Here is a 19836-nt window from a genome sequence, read left to right as displayed (position 1 = left end):
ACTTTTAGGAGGAGACAGATGAAGCCGGTTAAAGTGGGGTTGCTGGGCCTGGGAACAGTAGGCACAGGTGTAGTTCGTATCGTGGAAGGGAATCAAGAGGATTTAAGCAGCCAGGTAGGCTCTTCAATTGTCATTGAACGTATAGCTGTGAATAATTCTAATAAACCACGCGAAATCGAGGTTGATCCTGCTAAAATAACGACAGATCCATGGGATGTGATTCGTGATCCTGAAATTGATGTCATCGTTGAAGTTATGGGGGGAATCGCGGGAACCAAAGAATATATTCTTGAAGCTTTGGAACGCGGTAAACATGTCGTAACTGCGAACAAGGATTTGATGGCGCTGCACGGCTCGGAGATTCTTGCTAAGGCGCAGGAGAAGCAATGTGATGTCTTTTATGAGGCTAGCGTAGCAGGAGGCATTCCGATTATCCGCACACTTATCGAGGGCTTTTCTTCAGATAAGATTATGAAGATTATAGGTATCGTGAATGGAACGACTAATTACATACTAACCAAAATGAGCCAAGAAGGCGCATCCTATAATGATGTGTTAAAAGAAGCGCAGGATCTGGGATACGCAGAGTCTGATCCAACCTCGGATGTGGAAGGCCTGGACGCTGCCCGCAAAATGGCGATTCTCGGAACCTTAGGTTTCCGTACTAATGTGGAGCTGCATGATGTAAGTGTGAGTGGGATTTCTCAGGTGAGTAAGGCGGATATCGCCTTTGCGAAACGTCTCGGATATGAAATTAAGCTGTTAGGCATCGCTGAACGTCAGGATGAAGAATTCAGCATCAGTGTTCAGCCAACCTTGATTCGGGCTAGTCATCCCTTGGCTTCCGTCAATGGCGTGTTCAACGCAGTTTACGTATACGGGGAAGCAGTGGGAGAGACCATGTTCTACGGTGCGGGTGCGGGCGCAATGCCAACTGCAACCTCAGTGGTAGCTGATTTGGTAGCTGTCATTAAGAACCTTAAACTAGGTGTGAATGGATTGAAGCAAAAAGTACCTTACAAGCAGAAAAAGCTTAAGAGTGATGAAGCTATTTTTTATAAAAACTTTTTGCTTCTGCATGTTGATGATAAAGCAGGGGTATTGGCTAAGATTACTCAAGTGTTTGCCGAATATGATGTAAGTTTGGATTCAGTAGTTCAGCAAGCCAATCCCAATAATCCTGATGCGGAGATCATTATTGTCACTCATAACGCTAGTAAAGCAAGCATGAACAAAGTGCTGCGCCATTTCGAGGAGCTGAAAGTCATCCGCCGGATTAAGAGCCATTATCGTGTGGAAGGTTAACCAAGCCACTGAACTAATACTTTCATATTTCAAAACATAGTAAGGAGATTGTACCTGTTATGAGTATTTACGGAAGAGCTAGGGTTAAAGTGCCTGCTAGTACTGCCAATCTTGGTCCGGGCTTCGATACTCTGGGTATGGCTTTGCCGCTATATGCCTGGATTGAGATGGAGGAAGCAGAGGAGACTGTTTTTCATCTATATGGTGATGAGATGAATGGAGTGGCTCAGGATAAGAGCAATTTACTCTATAAGGTCGCTCAAATGGTATTTGCAGAGGCAGGCGTTACGGTGCCTGAATTATCGATATCCATGTACTCGGAAATTCCGCTTACGCGTGGACTCGGCAGCAGTGCCTCAGCTATTATTGGCGGAATGGCCGCAGCGAACACAATGATTGGCTCTCCGCTGGATAATGCTAAGCTGTTTGATATGGCTACCCAGCTTGAGAAACATCCCGATAATGTGGGTGCCTCCTTGTTTGGCGGCATTATTACTGCCGTGTGGGATGGTGAACATGCGGATTATGTTCGGCTAGAACCACCACAAAATCTTGAGGTGCTGGTGGTTATTCCTGAATTTGAACTGGAAACCACAAAAGCGCGGGGATTGCTTCCAACAGAAATCTCAGTTAGTGATGCTGTGTACAACATCAGCAGAACCTCTCTATTGACGGCTTCGCTGGCATCAGGCCGGCTTGACCTGCTTAGCAGAGCGATGCAGGATCGCCTGCATCAGCCGTATCGTGCACCGCTTATACCGGGCATGGAGAAGCTGCTCGCAGAAGCTCCTGAACACGGTGCTTTAGGGATCGCACTTAGCGGTGCTGGACCGACTCTGCTATGTTTAGTGGATCGCCAAGAGACCCGTAAGAGTGAGCTTGAGGCCTTCTTGAAGAATACGATGCAGGAACATGGCATTTCCGCTCGGACCTGCTGGTTAACACCTTGTGCTTCTGGAGTTACTACAGAGCTGTTCGAAATAAACGAGATGCAAAACGTATCATTTTTGGATATGATAAAAGGAGTACGGTCATGAAATCAATAGCGGTATTGCCGCAGGGCTCGGTATCCCACGAAGCGCTGCTGCATTTGTTTAACGGTGAACCTGTAAAGCTTGTGCATCACAAGTTAATTTCCGATGTATTTCTCTCTACGGCGAATGGTACCACCGATTACAGCGTGATTCCGATTGAAAATACCATTGAAGGCTCAGTTAGTCTTCACATCGATTGGCTCATCAATGAAGTGGATCTGCCAATGCAGACGGAATGGATTTTTCCATCGATACAGAATCTTATCGGTAACCCAAGGGAATTCACAGATACAGACGGCAACAAGGATTTCACCAAGATGGTAAAAATCCTTTCGCACCCCGTAGCAATGGCGCAATGTATGCAATTTGTTCGTAAGCATGCCCCTTGGGCTGAACTGGAGTCGGTTGGAAGTACCTCTGAAGCTGTGGAAATCGTCAAAAACAATCCCGGCAAGGGCTGGGCTGCTATCGGTACCGCTCTTGGCGCCGCTACTCATGGGCTGGAGATTGTAGATCGGCAAATTACAGATCACAACAACAATTACACACGGTTTGTCCTGGTTGGTCCACAGAAGATAGATCTTCCGCGGAGCAGCACAGGAGTAAAGACGAGTGTTCTAGTAACGCTGCCAGAGGATTTTCCAGGTGCCTTGCATCAGGTGCTTGCTGCTTTTTCCTGGCGGAAACTGAATTTATCGCGTATTGAATCACGACCAACGAAGAAGAAGCTGGGTACTTATTATTTTTATATTGATGTGCTGGAACCGATAGAATCTGTTCTGCTGCCAGGGGCTATTGAAGAAATTAGTGCTTTAGGTTGTCAGGTAAGGATTCTGGGCTCGTATCCCACATACACCTATGAGGAAGAGAAAGCGGAGGTGCAGTAAATTCATGGCTGAGCAATGGATCTATTTGGATGGACAACACGTAACGAAGGAAAATGCAAAGGTATCCGTTTTTGATCACGGTTTTTTGTATGGAGACGGTATTTTTGAAGGTATCCGTATCTATAACGGCAATATTTTTAAATGTAAAGAGCATTTGGACAGACTGTATGATTCGGCAAAATCGATCATGCTGGACATTCCGCTAACGTATGATGAGATGCTGGAGGCTATGGCTGAAACGATTCGTCTAAATGACATGCGGAACGGTTATATTCGACTGATCGTCTCCCGGGGACCAGGGAACTTAGGTCTTGATCCACGCCGTTGTCCAAAAGCTAGTGTAATTATTATCGTTGAACAACTGGCTATTTACCCAGAACAAGCGTATTTGAACGGACTTCGTGCAGTTTCTGTGTCCCAACGCCGTAATATTCCGGATGCACTCAATCCAAAGATCAAATCGCTTAATTACCTAAACAATATCCTAGTAAAAATCCAATCCAACTTGGCAGAAGCCGACGAAGCCATCATGATGAACGCTCAAGGTTATGTTACTGAGGGATCGGGCGATAACATTTTCATCATCAAAAATGGTGTAGTTTTCACTCCTCCATGTTACTTGGGAGCCCTTGAAGGAATTACCCGTCTGGCGATCATTGAGCTCTGCGAGAAATTAGGTATTAAACTGAAAGAAGAACCGTTCACAATGCATGATGTTTATATAGCGGACGAGGTGTTCTTCACTGGCACAGCTGCTGAGGTTATTGCTGCACGTGAAATTGACGGCCGGATCATTGGTGAAGGACAAGCGGGTCCAATCACTTTGAAGCTGCTCGAAGAGTTCCGTAATGTGGTTGATAAAGATGGCTATAAGGTTTGGGAATAAAGACTAATCATACAACGTAAATAGCATTGAATACGCATCAGAAGTCCTTTTATGCATACATGCAGAAGAAAACGGGAGTCTCCGGTTAATCTTTTCATGGATCATGAAAGGATTTTTTTTATTTCGGGGATGTCATTCGCCCATGGGCTGCATAAGATGTAGTAACGAAGGAGGCGGCTGTACCGCATATAACTTTGTAAGAGAGTAATGTTCCATGAAAAGGGTGTTTGCTTTCGAAGTCAGTTTTGCTGTGTAGCTGTAAAGAAAGCAATACTCCACAAAACTTTTAGGAGGTTAATGCTACGTGAAAATACACATTGTCAAACAAGGCGATAGTTTGTATGCCTTATCGCAAAAGTACGGAGTGCCGTTACAAAAAATTATTGAAGCAAACCCGCAGATCAGTAATCCGAATGTGTTAGCGGTTGGAGACAAAGTAAAAATACCTACGGCCCCTGTATCCGTACCGGAGAACAGTGAAGTTTACTACAAGCACACCGTTAAACAAGGAGATACCTTGTGGAAATTATCTAAAGCCTGGGGAATTCCTTTAAAGGATATGGTTGAGGCCAATCCCCAACTAAAGAATCCAAATGTACTTATGCTAGGGGAAGTAGTTAATATTCCTAAAAAAGTATCCAATACCTCACCGACACAGCCTGGGTATACACCTTCTAACGCCTCAGAGAAAACGCAGGTGGGTGGCAAGGAATATACAGGTCCTAAAGAACAGCCTGCTGCTGAGGTAGTGCCTACACCTAAACCAGAAACTAAACCAGAAGTAAAACCAGAGACCAAGCCAGAAGCTAAACCTGCACCTAAACCAGTGACAAATATCTCACCTGAATCCAATTCTGCACCACACCCATCGCTAAACATCGCCCCTATTAATACACAAAATATTGCACCCAATCCTGCGCCTAATATGCAAATGGAAGTTGCTCCAGTGCAAGAAATTGAAATGCAGAGTTTATTTGTTCAGATTACGGTTCCAAATCAAGAACCGATTGCTCAACAAGAAGCACCTAAAGCTGAGAAGAAAGCAGACAATGATTGCACATGGGATAATTCCAACGGATACCCGGGCCTGGGAGGAAATCCTTATCTCTATGATTCATATCAAAATAGCCCTAATATGAACATGAACTGGGCACCAAGTTATGTTCAGCCAATGGCTTATGCACCAGAATGTATTTCACCATGTTATTTTTCGGGCAATATGTATTCTAATATGAGTCCAGAACAGTGGAATCCCAATGCCGCGCCAAACATAAGCCCGGAACAGTGGAATCCAAATGCCGCGCCAAACATAAGCCCGGAACAGTGGAATCCAAATGCCGCGCCAAACATAAGCCCAGAACAATGGAATCCCAATGCCGCGCCAAACATAAGCCCAGAGCAATGGAATCCCAATGCCGCGCCAAACATAAGCCCAGAGCAATGGAATCCCAATGCTGCCCCTAATATGAGTCCAGGACAGTGGAATCCGATGGAGGCTAATGTTGCTGGCATGAATGTTGGCGGGGATTTCTCCCCGTATGCTGTTCCTCAATATGGAGGACAGACGCCGAACCTTCCTTGGCCAACTTGTGGGTGCGGAGGCGTGCATATTCAACCAGTGCAAACTTATTCATATGACATGCCTGTATATAACACCTATCCTGAATATGGGAATCCAAACGCTTTTTCCGCATATGGAGCAGGAATGCCTAATCAGGGAATGGTACCTACTTCTACGCTTGGAGCATTTGGTGGACCGGATAACTCTAATATTCCATCCAATCCGCAGTATCCAGGGATAGGTAATTATTCGCAGCATAATCGGGTGCCGGAAATTCAAGAACCTGAAGCGTTCGTGCAGGAATCTCCCGAAACGGCTAGAACAGAGACTGATGAGTCAACTTCTAACGCTTCTCTCAAGAATAAGGGGAATGTAGCAAAGGAAACAGCAACAGGCAAAAAAGCAAAGACCTCAGGTCAACCTAGTAGCAAGAAAAGCAAAACTGCTACGAAATCTCAAGGTTCAGCAGCGAGTACTAAAAAACGTAGAAATCCTTGGATTTCAAACTAATAAATTTATATATTAAGCCCTTTGTTTGACTTACGTGTAGATTCTGTATCCTTAGAATCTACACGTTTTTTTATAGGTAAATAGGGATAAAAGATGTTAAATAAAGTGGGGCAAAAGCACTTATTTATAAAATATAAATTTTTAAGTATTGTTTTTATATAGGGATATATGGTACATTATAAATCCAGTCGCAAAGAGGAACTATAAAGCTTTCGGTTGGTGAATGTTAATCTGAATTAGATTGCAAAGAACTTTGAAAAAAAGAGTTGCAATAAATCAGAAAGCATGATATATTATAAGAGTTGCTGCTGAGACATTAAACGGCGCCAACGAGAACTTGATCTTTGAAAACTGAACAACGAGTGAGTAGGAAATCACGTAAGTGAAATCCAAAATTAGAGAATTAATTTTCTCGTCAGATGTTTCAAAATGAGCATATCGCTCTTTTCAATACTAATTGGAGAGTTTGATCCTGGCTCAGGACGAACGCTGGCGGCGTGCCTAATACATGCAAGTCGAGCGGAGTTATTTTGAAAGCTTGCTTTCAAAATAACTTAGCGGCGGACGGGTGAGTAACACGTAGGCAACCTGCCCTTCAGACTGGGATAACTACCGGAAACGGTAGCTAATACCGGATAATTTCTTTTTTCTCCTGAGAGAAGAATGAAAGACGGAGTAATCTGTCACTGAGGGATGGGCCTGCGGCGCATTAGCTAGTTGGTGGGGTAACGGCCCACCAAGGCGACGATGCGTAGCCGACCTGAGAGGGTGAACGGCCACACTGGGACTGAGACACGGCCCAGACTCCTACGGGAGGCAGCAGTAGGGAATCTTCCGCAATGGGCGAAAGCCTGACGGAGCAACGCCGCGTGAGTGATGAAGGTTTTCGGATCGTAAAGCTCTGTTGCCAGGGAAGAACGTCCGGTAGAGTAACTGCTACCGGAGTGACGGTACCTGAGAAGAAAGCCCCGGCTAACTACGTGCCAGCAGCCGCGGTAATACGTAGGGGGCAAGCGTTGTCCGGAATTATTGGGCGTAAAGCGCGCGCAGGCGGCTATTTAAGTCTGGTGTTTAAACCTTGGGCTCAACCTGAGGTCGCACTGGAAACTGGGTGGCTTGAGTACAGAAGAGGAAAGTGGAATTCCACGTGTAGCGGTGAAATGCGTAGATATGTGGAGGAACACCAGTGGCGAAGGCGACTTTCTGGGCTGTAACTGACGCTGAGGCGCGAAAGCGTGGGGAGCAAACAGGATTAGATACCCTGGTAGTCCACGCCGTAAACGATGAGTGCTAGGTGTTAGGGGTTTCGATACCCTTGGTGCCGAAGTTAACACAGTAAGCACTCCGCCTGGGGAGTACGGTCGCAAGACTGAAACTCAAAGGAATTGACGGGGACCCGCACAAGCAGTGGAGTATGTGGTTTAATTCGAAGCAACGCGAAGAACCTTACCAGGTCTTGACATCCCTCTGAATCTGCTAGAGATAGCAGCGGCCTTCGGGACAGAGGAGACAGGTGGTGCATGGTTGTCGTCAGCTCGTGTCGTGAGATGTTGGGTTAAGTCCCGCAACGAGCGCAACCCTTAACTTTAGTTGCCAGCAAGTAATGTTGGGCACTCTAGAGTGACTGCCGGTGACAAACCGGAGGAAGGTGGGGATGACGTCAAATCATCATGCCCCTTATGACCTGGGCTACACACGTACTACAATGGCCGGTACAACGGGAAGCGAAGCCGCGAGGTGGAGCCAATCCCATCAAAGCCGGTCTCAGTTCGGATTGCAGGCTGCAACTCGCCTGCATGAAGTCGGAATTGCTAGTAATCGCGGATCAGCATGCCGCGGTGAATACGTTCCCGGGTCTTGTACACACCGCCCGTCACACCACGAGAGTTTACAACACCCGAAGTCGGTGGGGTAACCCGCAAGGGAGCCAGCCGCCGAAGGTGGGGTAGATGATTGGGGTGAAGTCGTAACAAGGTAGCCGTATCGGAAGGTGCGGCTGGATCACCTCCTTTCTATGGAGAATCGTTCTCTGCAATGAGAACATTCAAATCGGAAGCTAAGCTTCCAAAACTCAGGTTTAGGCCTGTTACTCACTCGTTGCTCAGTTTTGAGAGTTTAAGCTCTCAAGTAAGACTTGATCCTTGAAAACTGGATACCGAAACGAATTTGCGTTTTAGAACATCTTTTAGCAACTTGTGCAAACAAGTAAATGTTATTAGTGAGATGATTCCAAAGAGAATGTCATCGTATGATATTTTCCTGCGGAAAAATCAAGGTTAAGCTAATAAGAGCACACGGAGGATGCCTAGGCGCCAGGAGCCGACGAAGGACGTGGCGAACAACGAAACTGCCTCGGGGAGCTGTAAGCAAGCTTTGATCCGGGGGTGTCCGAATGGGGAAACCCAGCTGTGGTAATTCGCAGTTACTCATTTCTGAATACATAGGAAATGTAGAGGCAGACCAGGGGAACTGAAACATCTAAGTACCCTGAGGAAGAGAAAACAATAGTGATTCCGTCAGTAGCGGCGAGCGAACGCGGAACAGCCTAAACCTAAGAGCTTGCTCTTAGGGGTTGTGGGACGTCTCACATGGAGTTACAAAGGAATATGGTAGGTGAAGAGGTCTGGAAAGGCCCGCGATAGAGGTAAAAGCCCTGTAACCTAAACTGTATTCTCTCCGAGACGGATCCCGAGTAGTGCGGGGCACGTGAAACCCCGTATGAATCCAGCAGGACCATCTGCTAAGGCTAAATACTACCTGGCGACCGATAGTGAAACAGTACCGTGAGGGAAAGGTGAAAAGCACCCCGGAAGGGGAGTGAAATAGAACCTGAAACCGTGTGCTTACAAAAAGTCAGAGCCCTATTAATGGGTGATGGCGTGCCTTTTGTAGAATGAACCGGCGAGTTACGTTTAACATGCAAGGTTAAGCCGAGAAGGTGGAGCCGCAGCGAAAGCGAGTCTGAATAGGGCGAATTAGTATGTGGACGTAGACCCGAAACCGTGTGATCTACCCCTGTCCAGGGTGAAGGTGCGGTAACACGCACTGGAGGCCCGAACCCACGTACGTTGAAAAGTGCGGGGATGAGGTGGGGGTAGCGGAGAAATTCCAATCGAACTCGGAGATAGCTGGTTCTCCCCGAAATAGCTTTAGGGCTAGCCTCGGTATAAGAGTAGTGGAGGTAGAGCACTGATTGGGTGCGGGGTCCGCAAGGATTACCAAGCTCAGTCAAACTCCGAATGCCATATACTTATTGCCGGGAGTCAGACAGTGAGTGCTAAGATCCATTGTCAAAAGGGAAACAGCCCAGACCATCAGCTAAGGTCCCCAAGTGTGTGTTAAGTGGGAAAGGATGTGGAGTTGCACAGACAACCAGGATGTTGGCTTAGAAGCAGCCACCATTGAAAGAGTGCGTAATAGCTCACTGGTCGAGTGACTCTGCGCCGAAAATGTAACGGGGCTAAACACACCACCGAAGCTATGGCTAGATGCTTTGCATCTGGGGTAGGGGAGCGTTGTGTAGGGGTTGAAGGTGTACTGAAAAGAGCGCTGGACACTACACAAGTGAGAATGCCGGTATGAGTAACGAAAAGATCAGTGAGAATCTGATCCGCCGAAAGCCCAAGGTTTCCTGAGGAAGGCTCGTCCGCTCAGGGTAAGTCGGGACCTAAGGCGAGGCCGAAAGGCGTAGTCGAAGGACAACAGTTTGAAATTACTGTACCACCGTAATCCGCTATGAGCGATGGGGTGACGCAGGAGGGTAGTGACGCGGACTGATGGATGTCCGTCTAAGCAGTGAGGCTGATGTGTAGGCAAATCCGCACATCGATAAGGCTGGGCTGTGATGGGGAGCGAAAATTATAGTAGCGAAGGTCATGATCTCACACTGCCAAGAAAAGCCTCTAGCCAGGAGAAGGTGCCCGTACCGCAAACCGACACAGGTAGGCGAGAAGAGAATTCTAAGGCGCGCGGAAGAACTCTCGTTAAGGAACTCGGCAAAATGACCCCGTAACTTCGGGAGAAGGGGTGCCCCGGTAGTGTGAATAGCACGAGGGGGCCGCAGTGAAAAGGCCCAAGCGACTGTTTAGCAAAAACACAGGTCTGTGCGAAGCCGCAAGGCGAAGTATACGGGCTGACGCCTGCCCGGTGCTGGAAGGTTAAGGGGAGTGGTTAGGGGTAACCCGAAGCTATGAACCGAAGCCCCAGTAAACGGCGGCCGTAACTATAACGGTCCTAAGGTAGCGAAATTCCTTGTCAGGTAAATTCTGACCCGCACGAATGGCGTAACGACTTGGGCGCTGTCTCAACGAGAGATCCGGTGAAATTTTAATACCTGTGAAGATGCAGGTTACCCGCGACAAGACGGAAAGACCCCATGGAGCTTTACTGCAGCTTGATATTGAATTTGGGTACGATCTGTACAGGATAGGTGGGAGCCGTAGAAATCGGAGCGCAAGCTTCGGTGGAGGCGCCGTTGGGATACCACCCTGATCGTATCTAGGTTCTAACCTAGTACCCTTACCGGGTACGGGGACCGTGTCAGGCGGGCAGTTTGACTGGGGCGGTCGCCTCCTAAAGAGTAACGGAGGCGTTCCAAGGTTCCCTCAGAATGGTTGGAAATCATTCGCAGAGTGCAAAGGCATAAGGGAGCTTGACTGCGAGACCTACAAGTCGAGCAGGGACGAAAGTCGGACTTAGTGATCCGGTGGTACCGCATGGAAGGGCCATCGCTCAACGGATAAAAGCTACCCTGGGGATAACAGGCTTATCTCCCCCAAGAGTCCACATCGACGGGGAGGTTTGGCACCTCGATGTCGGCTCATCGCATCCTGGGGCTGAAGTAGGTCCCAAGGGTTGGGCTGTTCGCCCATTAAAGCGGTACGCGAGCTGGGTTCAGAACGTCGTGAGACAGTTCGGTCCCTATCTGTCGTGGGCGCAGGAAATTTGAGAGGAGCTGTCCTTAGTACGAGAGGACCGGGATGGACGTACCGCTGGTGCACCAGTTGTTCCGCCAGGAGCATGGCTGGGTAGCTACGTACGGACGGGATAAGCGCTGAAAGCATCTAAGCGTGAAGCCCCCCTCAAGATGAGATTTCCCAATTAGTAAGACCCCTTGAAGACGACGAGGTAGATAGGTTGGAGGTGGAAGTGCAGCAATGCATGGAGCTGACCAATACTAATCGGTCGAGGGCTTATCCTATACGTAGGATGCAAATTCGTTTCGGATTCAGTTTTCAGGAATCAAGCTCAGATTTATATAGTCCAAGTGACTGTATGATGATGAATTTGTTTTCAGCATTTGGCGATGCTGAGACCTGAATAATGCATTTGTACCGCAAATGCCCGTTTGGTGGCGATAGCGGAGGGGTTCCACGCGTACCCATCCCGAACACGACCGTTAAGCCCTCCAGCGCCGATGGTACTTGGACCGAAGGGTCCTGGGAGAGTAGGACGTTGCCAAGCACGCAAGACCACTGTTGAGTAATCGACAGTGGTTTTTTTGTTGTACGATATTTAGCAGCTTATTATAAGGATAGGCAATCACTGTGAAGTGGATTTTGAATGAAAATTAGTTCATGGAGGCAAATGATCATGATTATATGGATCAATGGTGCTTTTGGTTCAGGGAAGACACAAACCGCATATGAAATGTATAGAAGAAAAACATAGCTAGCGAATATAATGGAATAATTATCGTGCCTATGACCATAATGAATCTAGATTATTGCAGTGAAATCATCGGCAAGTTCATTGATGGAGGTATAGAGCTTTATCTTTTTAGTTTGTGTGCCTGCCGAGAGACCTTGCTTAAGAGATTAAGCGTTAGAGTGAAGGAAAAGACCCTTGGGCTGCTCAGCAGATCGACAGGTGCATCAGAGGGCTTGTCACGAGGTATTTAAGCAGCATTTAGACACGAATGATAGAACTATAGGTGAAATCGTTGAGATAATATCTCAAAAGCTTCATATCAATCTATTACCTAGGGAAGAGTAAAAAGAAAAATAATTAGTTTAGGTATTGCTATACTTAATAATACATGATATAATCTTTTTTGTTGTCAAAACAATTTGTTTTTAAAACGGCCCGTTGGTCAAGGGGTTAAGACACCTCCCTTTCACGGAGGTAACATGGGTTCGAATCCCATACGGGTCACCATTTCTTCTTGAAACAGCATTAGACTTCTAGAAAAAATGGTTGCATTACAGATTTGATTGTGGTATGATAATTAAGTTGCTTCTTTACATGGAGGCTTAGCTCAGCTGGGAGAGCATCTGCCTTACAAGCAGAGGGTCGGGGGTTCGATCCCCTCAGCCTCCACCATAACACATCCCCAAAAGTGAAGTTAATGCTTCACTAAGGATTCCGGATACTTTCCGAGGAATTCAAGGGTATTAATACTTTTTTACTGACGCGGGGTGGAGCAGCCCGGTAGCTCGTCGGGCTCATAACCCGAAGGTCGCAGGTTCAAATCCTGCCCCCGCAACCAATTTTCATTAAGCAATTATTCTTCTGGAACCGTGGTGTAGTTGGCCTAACATGCCTGCCTGTCACGCAGGAGACCGCGGGTTCGAATCCCGTCGGTTCCGCCATTTTCTTGCTTTATGAGCCATTAGCTCAGTTGGTAGAGCACCTGACTTTTAATCAGGGTGTCGAAGGTTCGAGTCCTTCATGGCTCACTTCTTTAGTGAGTCGGACATCAATACATACCGTGTGCGGACGTGGCTCAGCGGTAGAGCATCGCCTTGCCAAGGCGAGGGTCGCGGGTTCGATTCCCGTCGTCCGCTCCATATAAATTTTGCGCCCTTAGCTCAGCTGGATAGAGCGTTTGACTACGAATCAAAAGGCCGGGAGTTCGAATCTCTCAGGGCGCGCCATATTTTAACTTAATACTTTGCCGGTGTGGCGGAATGGCAGACGCGCTCGACTCAAAATCGAGAGGGAAACCGTGGAGGTTCGAGTCCTCTCACCGGTACCAACTAAATCAACTCAAAGTTCATTAGATACTATATCTGATGAACTTTTTTGTTTGTTTTTTTACAATTCCGTTCATGCCTGTGCCGGAAAACTTTTGATACATCCTTCAAGTGTGAATAAGAAATTGTACTTAGTTGTACTGAGGAAGATTAATGTAAGCGGATATGTGAATGAGATAGAGGCATTCCTGAGGAAGCTCCATTTCGAAAGCTATAAGCAATCATGATACTAAACAGCGATTGACAAAATAGAGGAACTACCTAATACTAATTGATAATCATTATCATTTATTGTGAAATATAATTAATTCAAATAGATTGTGGAGCAGATCGGAGTGTATTGCAAAGATGAGGCTGGAAGATCATATTTTCGCATGGAATTATGCCGCTGTTAAAGTACTTGATATTCGACATGCTGTGATGAAGCCTGGGGACAAGCTGCAAGGCTATGTATTACCAGCATGTGGATTTATCTACTGTGTGCGGGGTACGGCCAGCTTGAATCTCAACGGCATAGATTACGAGGCAGACCGTCACTTTATTGTGCATGGTGGCAAGGGCATGAGACTAAGTATAGAGACAGGGAAGTTGTTTGAGTACTATTTATTATTCTATAGAGCCTCCTTGCCAGGAAGAAAGGATTTAGCAAGACTTTTAGAACGCAGCAATCCATTTCGGATGCAGTATAGCTTCGAGTCTTTGGAGCCATTACCACTGCACTATCAACTAATGGCAATGGAACAACTTTGGGCACAAGGAAGCCAATTGGAAAGAATTCAAGTTAAAGGCTTGTTCTATCAGTTTATACATGAATTATTAAAGCAGTTTACAAAGGATGGAATTAACCTCAGGCAACCGGATGTCATTGGGCAGGTTGTCCGTTATATTGAGGAGCATTATCGTCATAATTTATCACTAGAATCTATAGCGGAGCAATTTAATTATAGCCCTCGTCATTTATCAACCCGCTTTAAAGGGGAGACAGGGTTTAGCTTGATTGAATATTTGATACGATTCCGGCTTAAACATGCAGAAGAGCTATTACGATGTACCGATGCTCCACTTCGCGATATTGCAGAAGAAGTTGGATATAACGATGTATATTACTTCAGTCGCATGTTCAGTAAATACAATGGTCAATCTCCCATCCGGTTCCGCAAGGAAAGCAGGCAGGTGAGCTCATCGGACAATCGTCCATTTACCACCGCCAAATTCTCCATTGGCGAGCACATATCCTCCCGATATAATGTTATTGAGTATGATAATCATTATCATTACTATTACCATAATGAAATAACCGGAGGGTCTTCACCTATGAGATTAACAAAGACGTCAAGTTTTATTGTAGCGATGCTGCTTAGCTTTACCTTGCTATTAAGTGCATGTGGATCTGCAAGTGTTGGTTCTAATGCCACAAATTTTAATGGATCCAAAGCTTCTGAAGTTACATCATCACCAGCAAATAATTCAACTGCAGCTGACAATGCCAATAAGGAGGCTCAGACAAGAACTATCTCTACAATAAAGGGAGATATTGTTGTTCCAGCTAATCCAAAGAGGGTTGTCGTGTTATACCTTCAAGGGGATCTTGTGGCCCTCGGCATTAAGCCAGTAGGGACTTCGAGTGTCTTTGAAGGAGCGGCCTTTGCAGAAGAGCTTGGGGGGATTGAAGATCTAGGTTCATGGTATGAGCCTAATCCAGAGGCTATTATGGCAGTAAAGCCGGACTTGATCATAGCTGCTTCTGAAGAAACTTACGAAATCCTTAAGGATATTGCACCGACCGTTCCAATCCCTTATGAAAAAATGGCGACGGATGAACGTGTAATGAAGATTGGCGAGGTATTTGGCAAGGAGCAGGAGGCACAAGCTCTATTAGATAATTTCCACGAGAAGTTGGAGAAGAGCAAGCAGCAGCTTGATGAACTTGGAATTTTGGATAAGACAGTAACCATTATCGAAGGCGGCAAAAAAGAGATGGCGGTGATCGATAGCAAGCTTTATGGAAGGGGCTCTCAGATCATTTATGAATATTTAGGGCTAAAAGCACCAGAGATTCTTCAGAAAAAGATTGATGGCAGAGAGAAGGCTACTGGAGGGTTTGTTTCCTTAGAGGTGTTACCTGAGTATATAGGAGACTTCGTGTTCCGCTCTGTATGGGATGGGGCTGATGATTTGTCGGACAATCCAATTTGGAACAGCATTCCAGCAATTAAAGAAGGTAGATTGATCGAAATCGGGTTTGATTTTTCATATTATTCCGATATCTACTCTCTTGATAAGCAGCTAGATTTTGTAGTTGAGAAGCTAGTGTCAGCGTATGAAAAAAAATAGAAAGCTAGATGATAGAACAACCGTTATCCCTGATTTAAGAGGGAAATCGTATTTCGGTCTGTTTCTACTCCTAGGGATACTGCTGCTGCTGCTTTCAGTAGCAGCTTCTATCTCATTTGGCTCTGCTTCTATGAGCCTGAAGATGGCATGGACAGCGATTTTTAATTTTGATCCTGAACTGACCGAACATCAGATTATTCATGCCCTTCGAATTCCGCGTACAGCAGCTGATATTATTGCGGGTATGTGTCTCGCGGTAGCAGGAGCGGTTATGCAGGGCTATACGCGAAATCCCTTAGCAGATTCCGGATTAATGGGAGTAAATGCAGGAGCAGCACTTGCAATGGCCGTTACACTAGTTTTTCTTCCAGGGCAACTGCAAACAACAACCTTGCTGGTTAGCTTTATTGGCGCAGGACTTGGTGCAGGATTAACGTATCTTGCCGCTTCATTGAATCGTTCAGGAATGACACCTCAACGACTGGTGCTAGCTGGAATATCAATTACAATGCTATTTGGAGCTGTGGGGTCATTTATCTCATTAAACTATGGAATTGGTCGTGCCCTTGCTTATTGGACTTCGGGTAGTGTGGCTGGAGCAACATGGGTGGAAATTAGGCTAGTTATACCTTGGTTCTTAGGTGGACTGGCTTTGTCACTATTCATTGCACGCTCTATCACTGTTTTAAACTTGGGGGAAGAGATTGCGAAAGGCTTCGGGCAACGGATCGTTCTCGTTAAGATGATAGCTACGCTTGCGGTCCTTTTACTAGCGGGTGTAGCTGTTGCACTTGTAGGGCCAATCGGCTTTGTAGGGTTGATTATTCCGCATATTATGCGTTTTTTTGTAGGTGTAGATTATCGTTATATTATTCCGGCATCAGCCATTTACGGCGGCGCACTTATGGTTGTAGCGGATATCGCAGGAAGGCTGATTAATCGTCCGGCAGAGACAGCACTGGGCATTATTTTTGCAATGATTGGTGTTCCTTTCTTCTTGCTAATTGCGAGCAAAGAGAGGAGAGCCTTCAAATGAAAGTTGTTAAATCGCATAAGGCTACAATATGGATTCTATCTCTTTTAATACTGCTTATTGCAGGAGCTATTCTTAGTCTTAATATGGGAAAGGTGTCCCTCAATCCACTTGAAGTATTTCAAGTATTGCTTGGACAAGGTCCAGAGGAGCATAATCTCGTTGTTTATAAGTTTCGTCTTCCTCGGATCGTATTAGCGATACTTGTTGGATTTGGGATGGCACTGGCAGGTGCAGTTATGCAGGCTTTGCTGCGCAATGATCTGGCTGATCCCGGCATGCTTGGTATTAGCTCAGGTTCAGGTCTTATGGTGTTGCTGATTATCTCAACGGTAAGCATTCAAGGCGCCGCTATAACATTATTACTGCCGTCTATGGCATTCTTAGGTGGTCTGCTGGCAGCAGCTCTGATCTATGTTCTAGCCTATAGAAAACGTCGTATGATTTCTTCTACACGACTTGTCTTGACTGGTGTTGCGATCAATATGGGGTTTAGTGCGCTATCGCTATTCCTGACTTTAAAGCTTGATGACCAGAAGTATGAGTTTGCGCAGCGTTGGCAAGCAGGATATTTATGGGGTGACAAGTGGTCTTATATCAGCTTGTTGGCACCTTGGGTATTGCTGCTATTCGCATATATTCTTTCTAATTTCAGGACATTGAACGTCTTGGTGCTAGGCAACGAAATTTCGATAGGATTAGGAGTCGCTGTAAAGAAGAAATTTTTGCGCTTGGCGATTGCGGCTGTAGGCATAGCTTCTGGCTGTGTAGCGCTCGGGGGCTCGATCTTCTTTATTGGATTGATTAGTCCGCATGTGGCTCGCAAGCTGGTAGGTCACGACTACAAAGTGCTTCTACCTACTTCAGCGCTTATTGGTGCGCTATTGCTGCTTGTAGCGGATACGATTGCTCGAACGGTCAGCTTTAAGTCAGATATTCCCGCAGGAATTATTGTAACAATGCTGAGTGTGCCTTATTTTCTATATCTATTAATGCGTTCAAAATAAATATCGATAGGTTCGAGCCTCTCACCGTATACTAAAAAGGTCTATAAGATTGCTCAATAAGCGATTTTATAGACCTTTTTCATTTTCAGAGCTTATTAAATTCCAGAAAAGTTTGATAAATATAAAAAAAATCCCCTTTCTCCTATCTTTAATAGAAAGGAAGGACTGTTCCCTATCTCGTTAATTGATCAAGATACCGGTGTGGCAGGAACTATATATCTTACCAGTAAAGATGAAGGAATCACTTGGGTTTATGATGAAGCTTATGATAAGCTTCTAAATCCTTTTTTTACAGGGGACCATAAAAAGAACAATTTCGACTTGAAATAGATTATTGTTATATGAAATATCTACTAAACCATTACTATCCTCTACGACCTTCTGGATACTTTTCAAGCCTATACCATGACCGGATTTATTAGTTTTTGTGGAGCAGATGTCGCCAAAACGATTCGTATGAATTTCATTCACATAAGGATTCTGAATCCGGATGAACAAGCTTTCATTAAGATAATGCATATGTATGGTTATATAGCACTCTTCATTTCTTTTATCGCAACAAGCTTCAATGGCATTGTCCAGTGCATTTCCTAAAATCACACTGATAACTGTGGTGTCGAGCGTCAGCTGTGCAGGGATGTTCAAGTCTAACTTGAAGGGGATCTGATGCTTCTCAGCGACCTGCTGCTTGTAGTTGATAATGGAATCAATAATCGTATTCCCGCTATTGCTGACGCCTATTGGATTGTCTATTTGCCCCAGTAAGTTGTCCAACTCATTTAGATTGGCAGCTTCACCGGATTGTACCTTTGCGCGTAAACCTATGAGAATATTTTTAATATCATGCTGGAACTTAAAAGATTCTTCCTGTACTTCTTTTGTCAAAAGATATTGATTTACATAGTAAGCATTTTGTTGCTCAAGTAAATAACTTTGGTTCTGCGCAGATTGGATAACTAACATACGGTCACATAAGATAAATATCAATAAATTTATAATGAGTAGTCCTGTGGACAGGATTGGAACAAGGGTAGGGAAGGACTGCATATAAAGGCTGGATGCGAAGCTGTAGATCCCTAGTGTGCTTATAGAAGGGCAAATAAATAATAGAACCCAATACCATTTAGATAACCCGCCATTTCCAAAGGCTTTAGCTACGCGCACGGATACAAAAGCTAATATAAACATCAGCAGCTTGGAAAGAAACTGGTTCAGAATATATCCCTTTGTCGAGTAAAATAGGGGTAGTGATAACTCACTAAGCGTAATAAGCGCAACCAGAAAAAGAGCGGCAACGATCCGCCATTTGATATTTCCATTGTAAAAAAAAGATAAGAGAGCAATCAGGCCAATATTGAGTGTGAGTAGGATTGAGCCTGGCAGTGAGCTATAGTGCAGAAAGACAATACAGAGGAAATATAGAGAGTACACGATAACAAGATTGGCTTTGGTGGTAAGTCGGCTAACGAAACAATGGCTGTAGAAGTAATGAATGATGATAGGTAAAAGTGGAAGCGTTACTAGATAGAATAACTCCTCCAGAAAGATATTATCCAACAAGACTCCCCCTGAATTTCAGATATTTTTTCTTAAAATCGGCACTGTATTTTGCACTAATGGGTAAGGCTTCGCCATTAAGGAGAATTACTCCCTGGTTGCTGATTTCTTTAATAAAGTAAAAGTTAACGATGTAGGATTGATGGATTCGGACAAAATCGCTCACAGGAAGCTTCTGCTCTTCCTCGTTTAGTGTACTGTAGTAGTCGAGTTGATCGTTGCAGGAATAAAGAATAATTCTCCGCCGGTTGCTTTCCAGATAGATGATATTTCGATAGGGGATTAGAATTTCTTTTCCTTTTTGCTGTAGTGATAAGAAGTTTTTTTTGCCTTGCTGCAGCTTGCGAATTACTTTTTCAATCGTAGAAATCAGTTTTTGCTTAAATATCTCTGAATCGATAGGTTTCTTTATAAATCCCGAGGGCTGAACATCGAAGAGTTGCAGATGATATTCATCATGACTAGAGACATAGATAAGCTGCACTAGATCATTTTCATCATTTTCCCGCAGTACATACCCAGCTTTTATTCCATCCATATCCGCCATTTCAATGTCCATAAAAATAATATCAAACGCGCAGGCCTCTTGAATGGCCTTAGTGAAGCTTTCTCCGGAATAAAAGATCGACACCTCTATTTTCCTTGTGAAATTCCTTTGAGTCTCCAGAATAAGTCTCTCTATTAATTCAGTAGTGGGAAAGTCATCATCACAGACAGCAATACGTATCACTTTATCATTCCTTTCGAC

11 protein-coding genes, 8 tRNA genes and 3 rRNA genes are annotated in these 19836 nt (G+C 45.2%); 20 read left to right on the top strand and 2 right to left on the bottom strand.

Annotated elements, in window-relative coordinates; all coding sequences use genetic code 11:
• Positions 1–18: 18 nt before the first annotated feature.
• From MHH50_RS24595 to MHH50_RS24500, 20 genes are all read left to right on the top strand, one after another.
• A complete protein-coding gene (locus MHH50_RS24595) occupies positions 19–1305 on the top strand; it encodes a homoserine dehydrogenase (RefSeq protein WP_036685184.1) in 1287 nt (428 codons plus the stop codon).
• Between the two features lie 59 nt (positions 1306–1364).
• Positions 1365–2342 carry a homoserine kinase gene (thrB, locus tag MHH50_RS24590; protein ID WP_340033549.1) on the top strand — a complete coding sequence of 326 codons (978 nt, stop codon included), beginning with the start codon at positions 1365–1367 and terminating at the stop codon, positions 2340–2342.
• Entirely contained in the window at positions 2339–3226 is an 888-nt protein-coding gene (gene pheA, locus MHH50_RS24585; protein ID WP_036685188.1) for a prephenate dehydratase, read from the top strand. Before thrB ends, pheA begins: the two co-directional genes overlap by 4 nt.
• A gap of 4 nt (positions 3227–3230) precedes the next feature.
• The gene (ilvE, locus tag MHH50_RS24580; protein ID WP_036685189.1) at positions 3231–4112 is read left to right on the top strand and encodes a branched-chain-amino-acid transaminase; all 882 of its coding nucleotides are present in this window, start codon (positions 3231–3233) and stop codon (positions 4110–4112) included.
• 304 nt (positions 4113–4416) lie between these two features.
• Positions 4417–6183 (top strand): LysM peptidoglycan-binding domain-containing protein, encoded by a 1767-nt coding sequence (locus MHH50_RS24575; RefSeq protein WP_340033547.1) that lies wholly within the window; start codon positions 4417–4419, stop codon positions 6181–6183.
• A 454-nt stretch (positions 6184–6637) separates the two neighbouring features.
• Positions 6638–8195, top strand: a 16S ribosomal RNA gene (locus MHH50_RS24570).
• A gap of 262 nt (positions 8196–8457) precedes the next feature.
• Positions 8458–11383 (top strand): 23S ribosomal RNA (locus MHH50_RS24565).
• A 146-nt stretch (positions 11384–11529) separates the two neighbouring features.
• Positions 11530–11646 (top strand): 5S ribosomal RNA (rrf, locus tag MHH50_RS24560).
• Together the 16S, 23S and 5S rRNA genes form the textbook arrangement of a ribosomal RNA operon.
• A gap of 233 nt (positions 11647–11879) precedes the next feature.
• The gene (locus tag MHH50_RS24555) at positions 11880–12083 is read left to right on the top strand and encodes a hypothetical protein (RefSeq protein ID WP_340033545.1); all 204 of its coding nucleotides are present in this window, start codon (positions 11880–11882) and stop codon (positions 12081–12083) included.
• A 181-nt stretch (positions 12084–12264) separates the two neighbouring features.
• Positions 12265–12339: transfer RNA gene (locus MHH50_RS24550), tRNA-Glu, on the top strand.
• 89 nt (positions 12340–12428) lie between these two features.
• Positions 12429–12504, top strand: a tRNA-Val gene (locus MHH50_RS24545).
• A gap of 89 nt (positions 12505–12593) precedes the next feature.
• A tRNA-Met gene (locus MHH50_RS24540) sits at positions 12594–12670 on the top strand.
• Between the two features lie 25 nt (positions 12671–12695).
• Positions 12696–12773 (top strand) — tRNA-Asp (locus MHH50_RS24535).
• 14 nt (positions 12774–12787) lie between these two features.
• Positions 12788–12860: transfer RNA gene (locus tag MHH50_RS24530), tRNA-Lys, on the top strand.
• A 36-nt stretch (positions 12861–12896) separates the two neighbouring features.
• Positions 12897–12971 (top strand) — tRNA-Gly (locus MHH50_RS24525).
• A 10-nt stretch (positions 12972–12981) separates the two neighbouring features.
• Positions 12982–13058: transfer RNA gene (locus MHH50_RS24520), tRNA-Arg, on the top strand.
• A 19-nt stretch (positions 13059–13077) separates the two neighbouring features.
• Positions 13078–13159: transfer RNA gene (locus MHH50_RS24515), tRNA-Leu, on the top strand.
• Positions 13160–13505: 346 nt separating this feature from the next.
• Entirely contained in the window at positions 13506–15491 is a 1986-nt protein-coding gene (locus tag MHH50_RS24510; RefSeq protein WP_340033544.1) for an AraC family transcriptional regulator, read from the top strand.
• Entirely contained in the window at positions 15478–16527 is a 1050-nt protein-coding gene (locus tag MHH50_RS24505; RefSeq protein WP_080742574.1) for an iron ABC transporter permease, read from the top strand. Before MHH50_RS24510 ends, MHH50_RS24505 begins: the two co-directional genes overlap by 14 nt.
• A complete protein-coding gene (locus MHH50_RS24500; protein WP_076278873.1) occupies positions 16524–17531 on the top strand; it encodes an iron ABC transporter permease in 1008 nt (335 codons plus the stop codon). Before MHH50_RS24505 ends, MHH50_RS24500 begins: the two co-directional genes overlap by 4 nt.
• Positions 17532–17807: 276 nt before the next feature.
• Here MHH50_RS24500 and MHH50_RS24495 read toward each other — a convergent pair whose 3' ends face one another.
• A complete protein-coding gene (locus MHH50_RS24495) occupies positions 17808–19088 on the bottom strand; it encodes a sensor histidine kinase (RefSeq protein ID WP_038573017.1) in 1281 nt (426 codons plus the stop codon).
• Complete coding sequence (locus MHH50_RS24490) at positions 19081–19818, bottom strand: LytTR family DNA-binding domain-containing protein (protein ID WP_340033543.1); 738 nt, start codon at positions 19816–19818, stop codon at positions 19081–19083. Before MHH50_RS24490 ends, MHH50_RS24495 begins: the two co-directional genes overlap by 8 nt.
• Between the last annotated feature and the right edge of the window lie 18 nt (positions 19819–19836).

This window comes from Paenibacillus sp. FSL H3-0302 (assembly GCF_037982245.1).
Classification (GTDB): domain Bacteria; phylum Bacillota; class Bacilli; order Paenibacillales; family Paenibacillaceae; genus Paenibacillus_AQ; species Paenibacillus_AQ odorifer.
The sequence above is the reverse complement of the archived record's forward strand: the minus strand, read 5'-3'. Positions and strand labels throughout refer to the sequence as shown.

Excerpts from the sequence above, each read along its gene's own strand:
- MHH50_RS24595 (WP_036685184.1), top strand. The coding sequence starts at position 19 with ATGAAGCCGGTTAAAGTGGGGTTGCTGGGCCTGGGAACAGTAGGCACA.
- thrB (WP_340033549.1), top strand. The coding sequence starts at position 1,365 with ATGAGTATTTACGGAAGAGCTAGGGTTAAAGTGCCTGCTAGTACTGCC.
- pheA (WP_036685188.1), top strand. The coding sequence starts at position 2,339 with ATGAAATCAATAGCGGTATTGCCGCAGGGCTCGGTATCCCACGAAGCG.
- ilvE (WP_036685189.1), top strand. The coding sequence starts at position 3,231 with ATGGCTGAGCAATGGATCTATTTGGATGGACAACACGTAACGAAGGAA.
- MHH50_RS24510 (WP_340033544.1), top strand. The coding sequence starts at position 13,506 with ATGAGGCTGGAAGATCATATTTTCGCATGGAATTATGCCGCTGTTAAA.
- MHH50_RS24505 (WP_080742574.1), top strand. The coding sequence starts at position 15,478 with ATGAAAAAAAATAGAAAGCTAGATGATAGAACAACCGTTATCCCTGAT.
- MHH50_RS24500 (WP_076278873.1), top strand. The coding sequence starts at position 16,524 with ATGAAAGTTGTTAAATCGCATAAGGCTACAATATGGATTCTATCTCTT.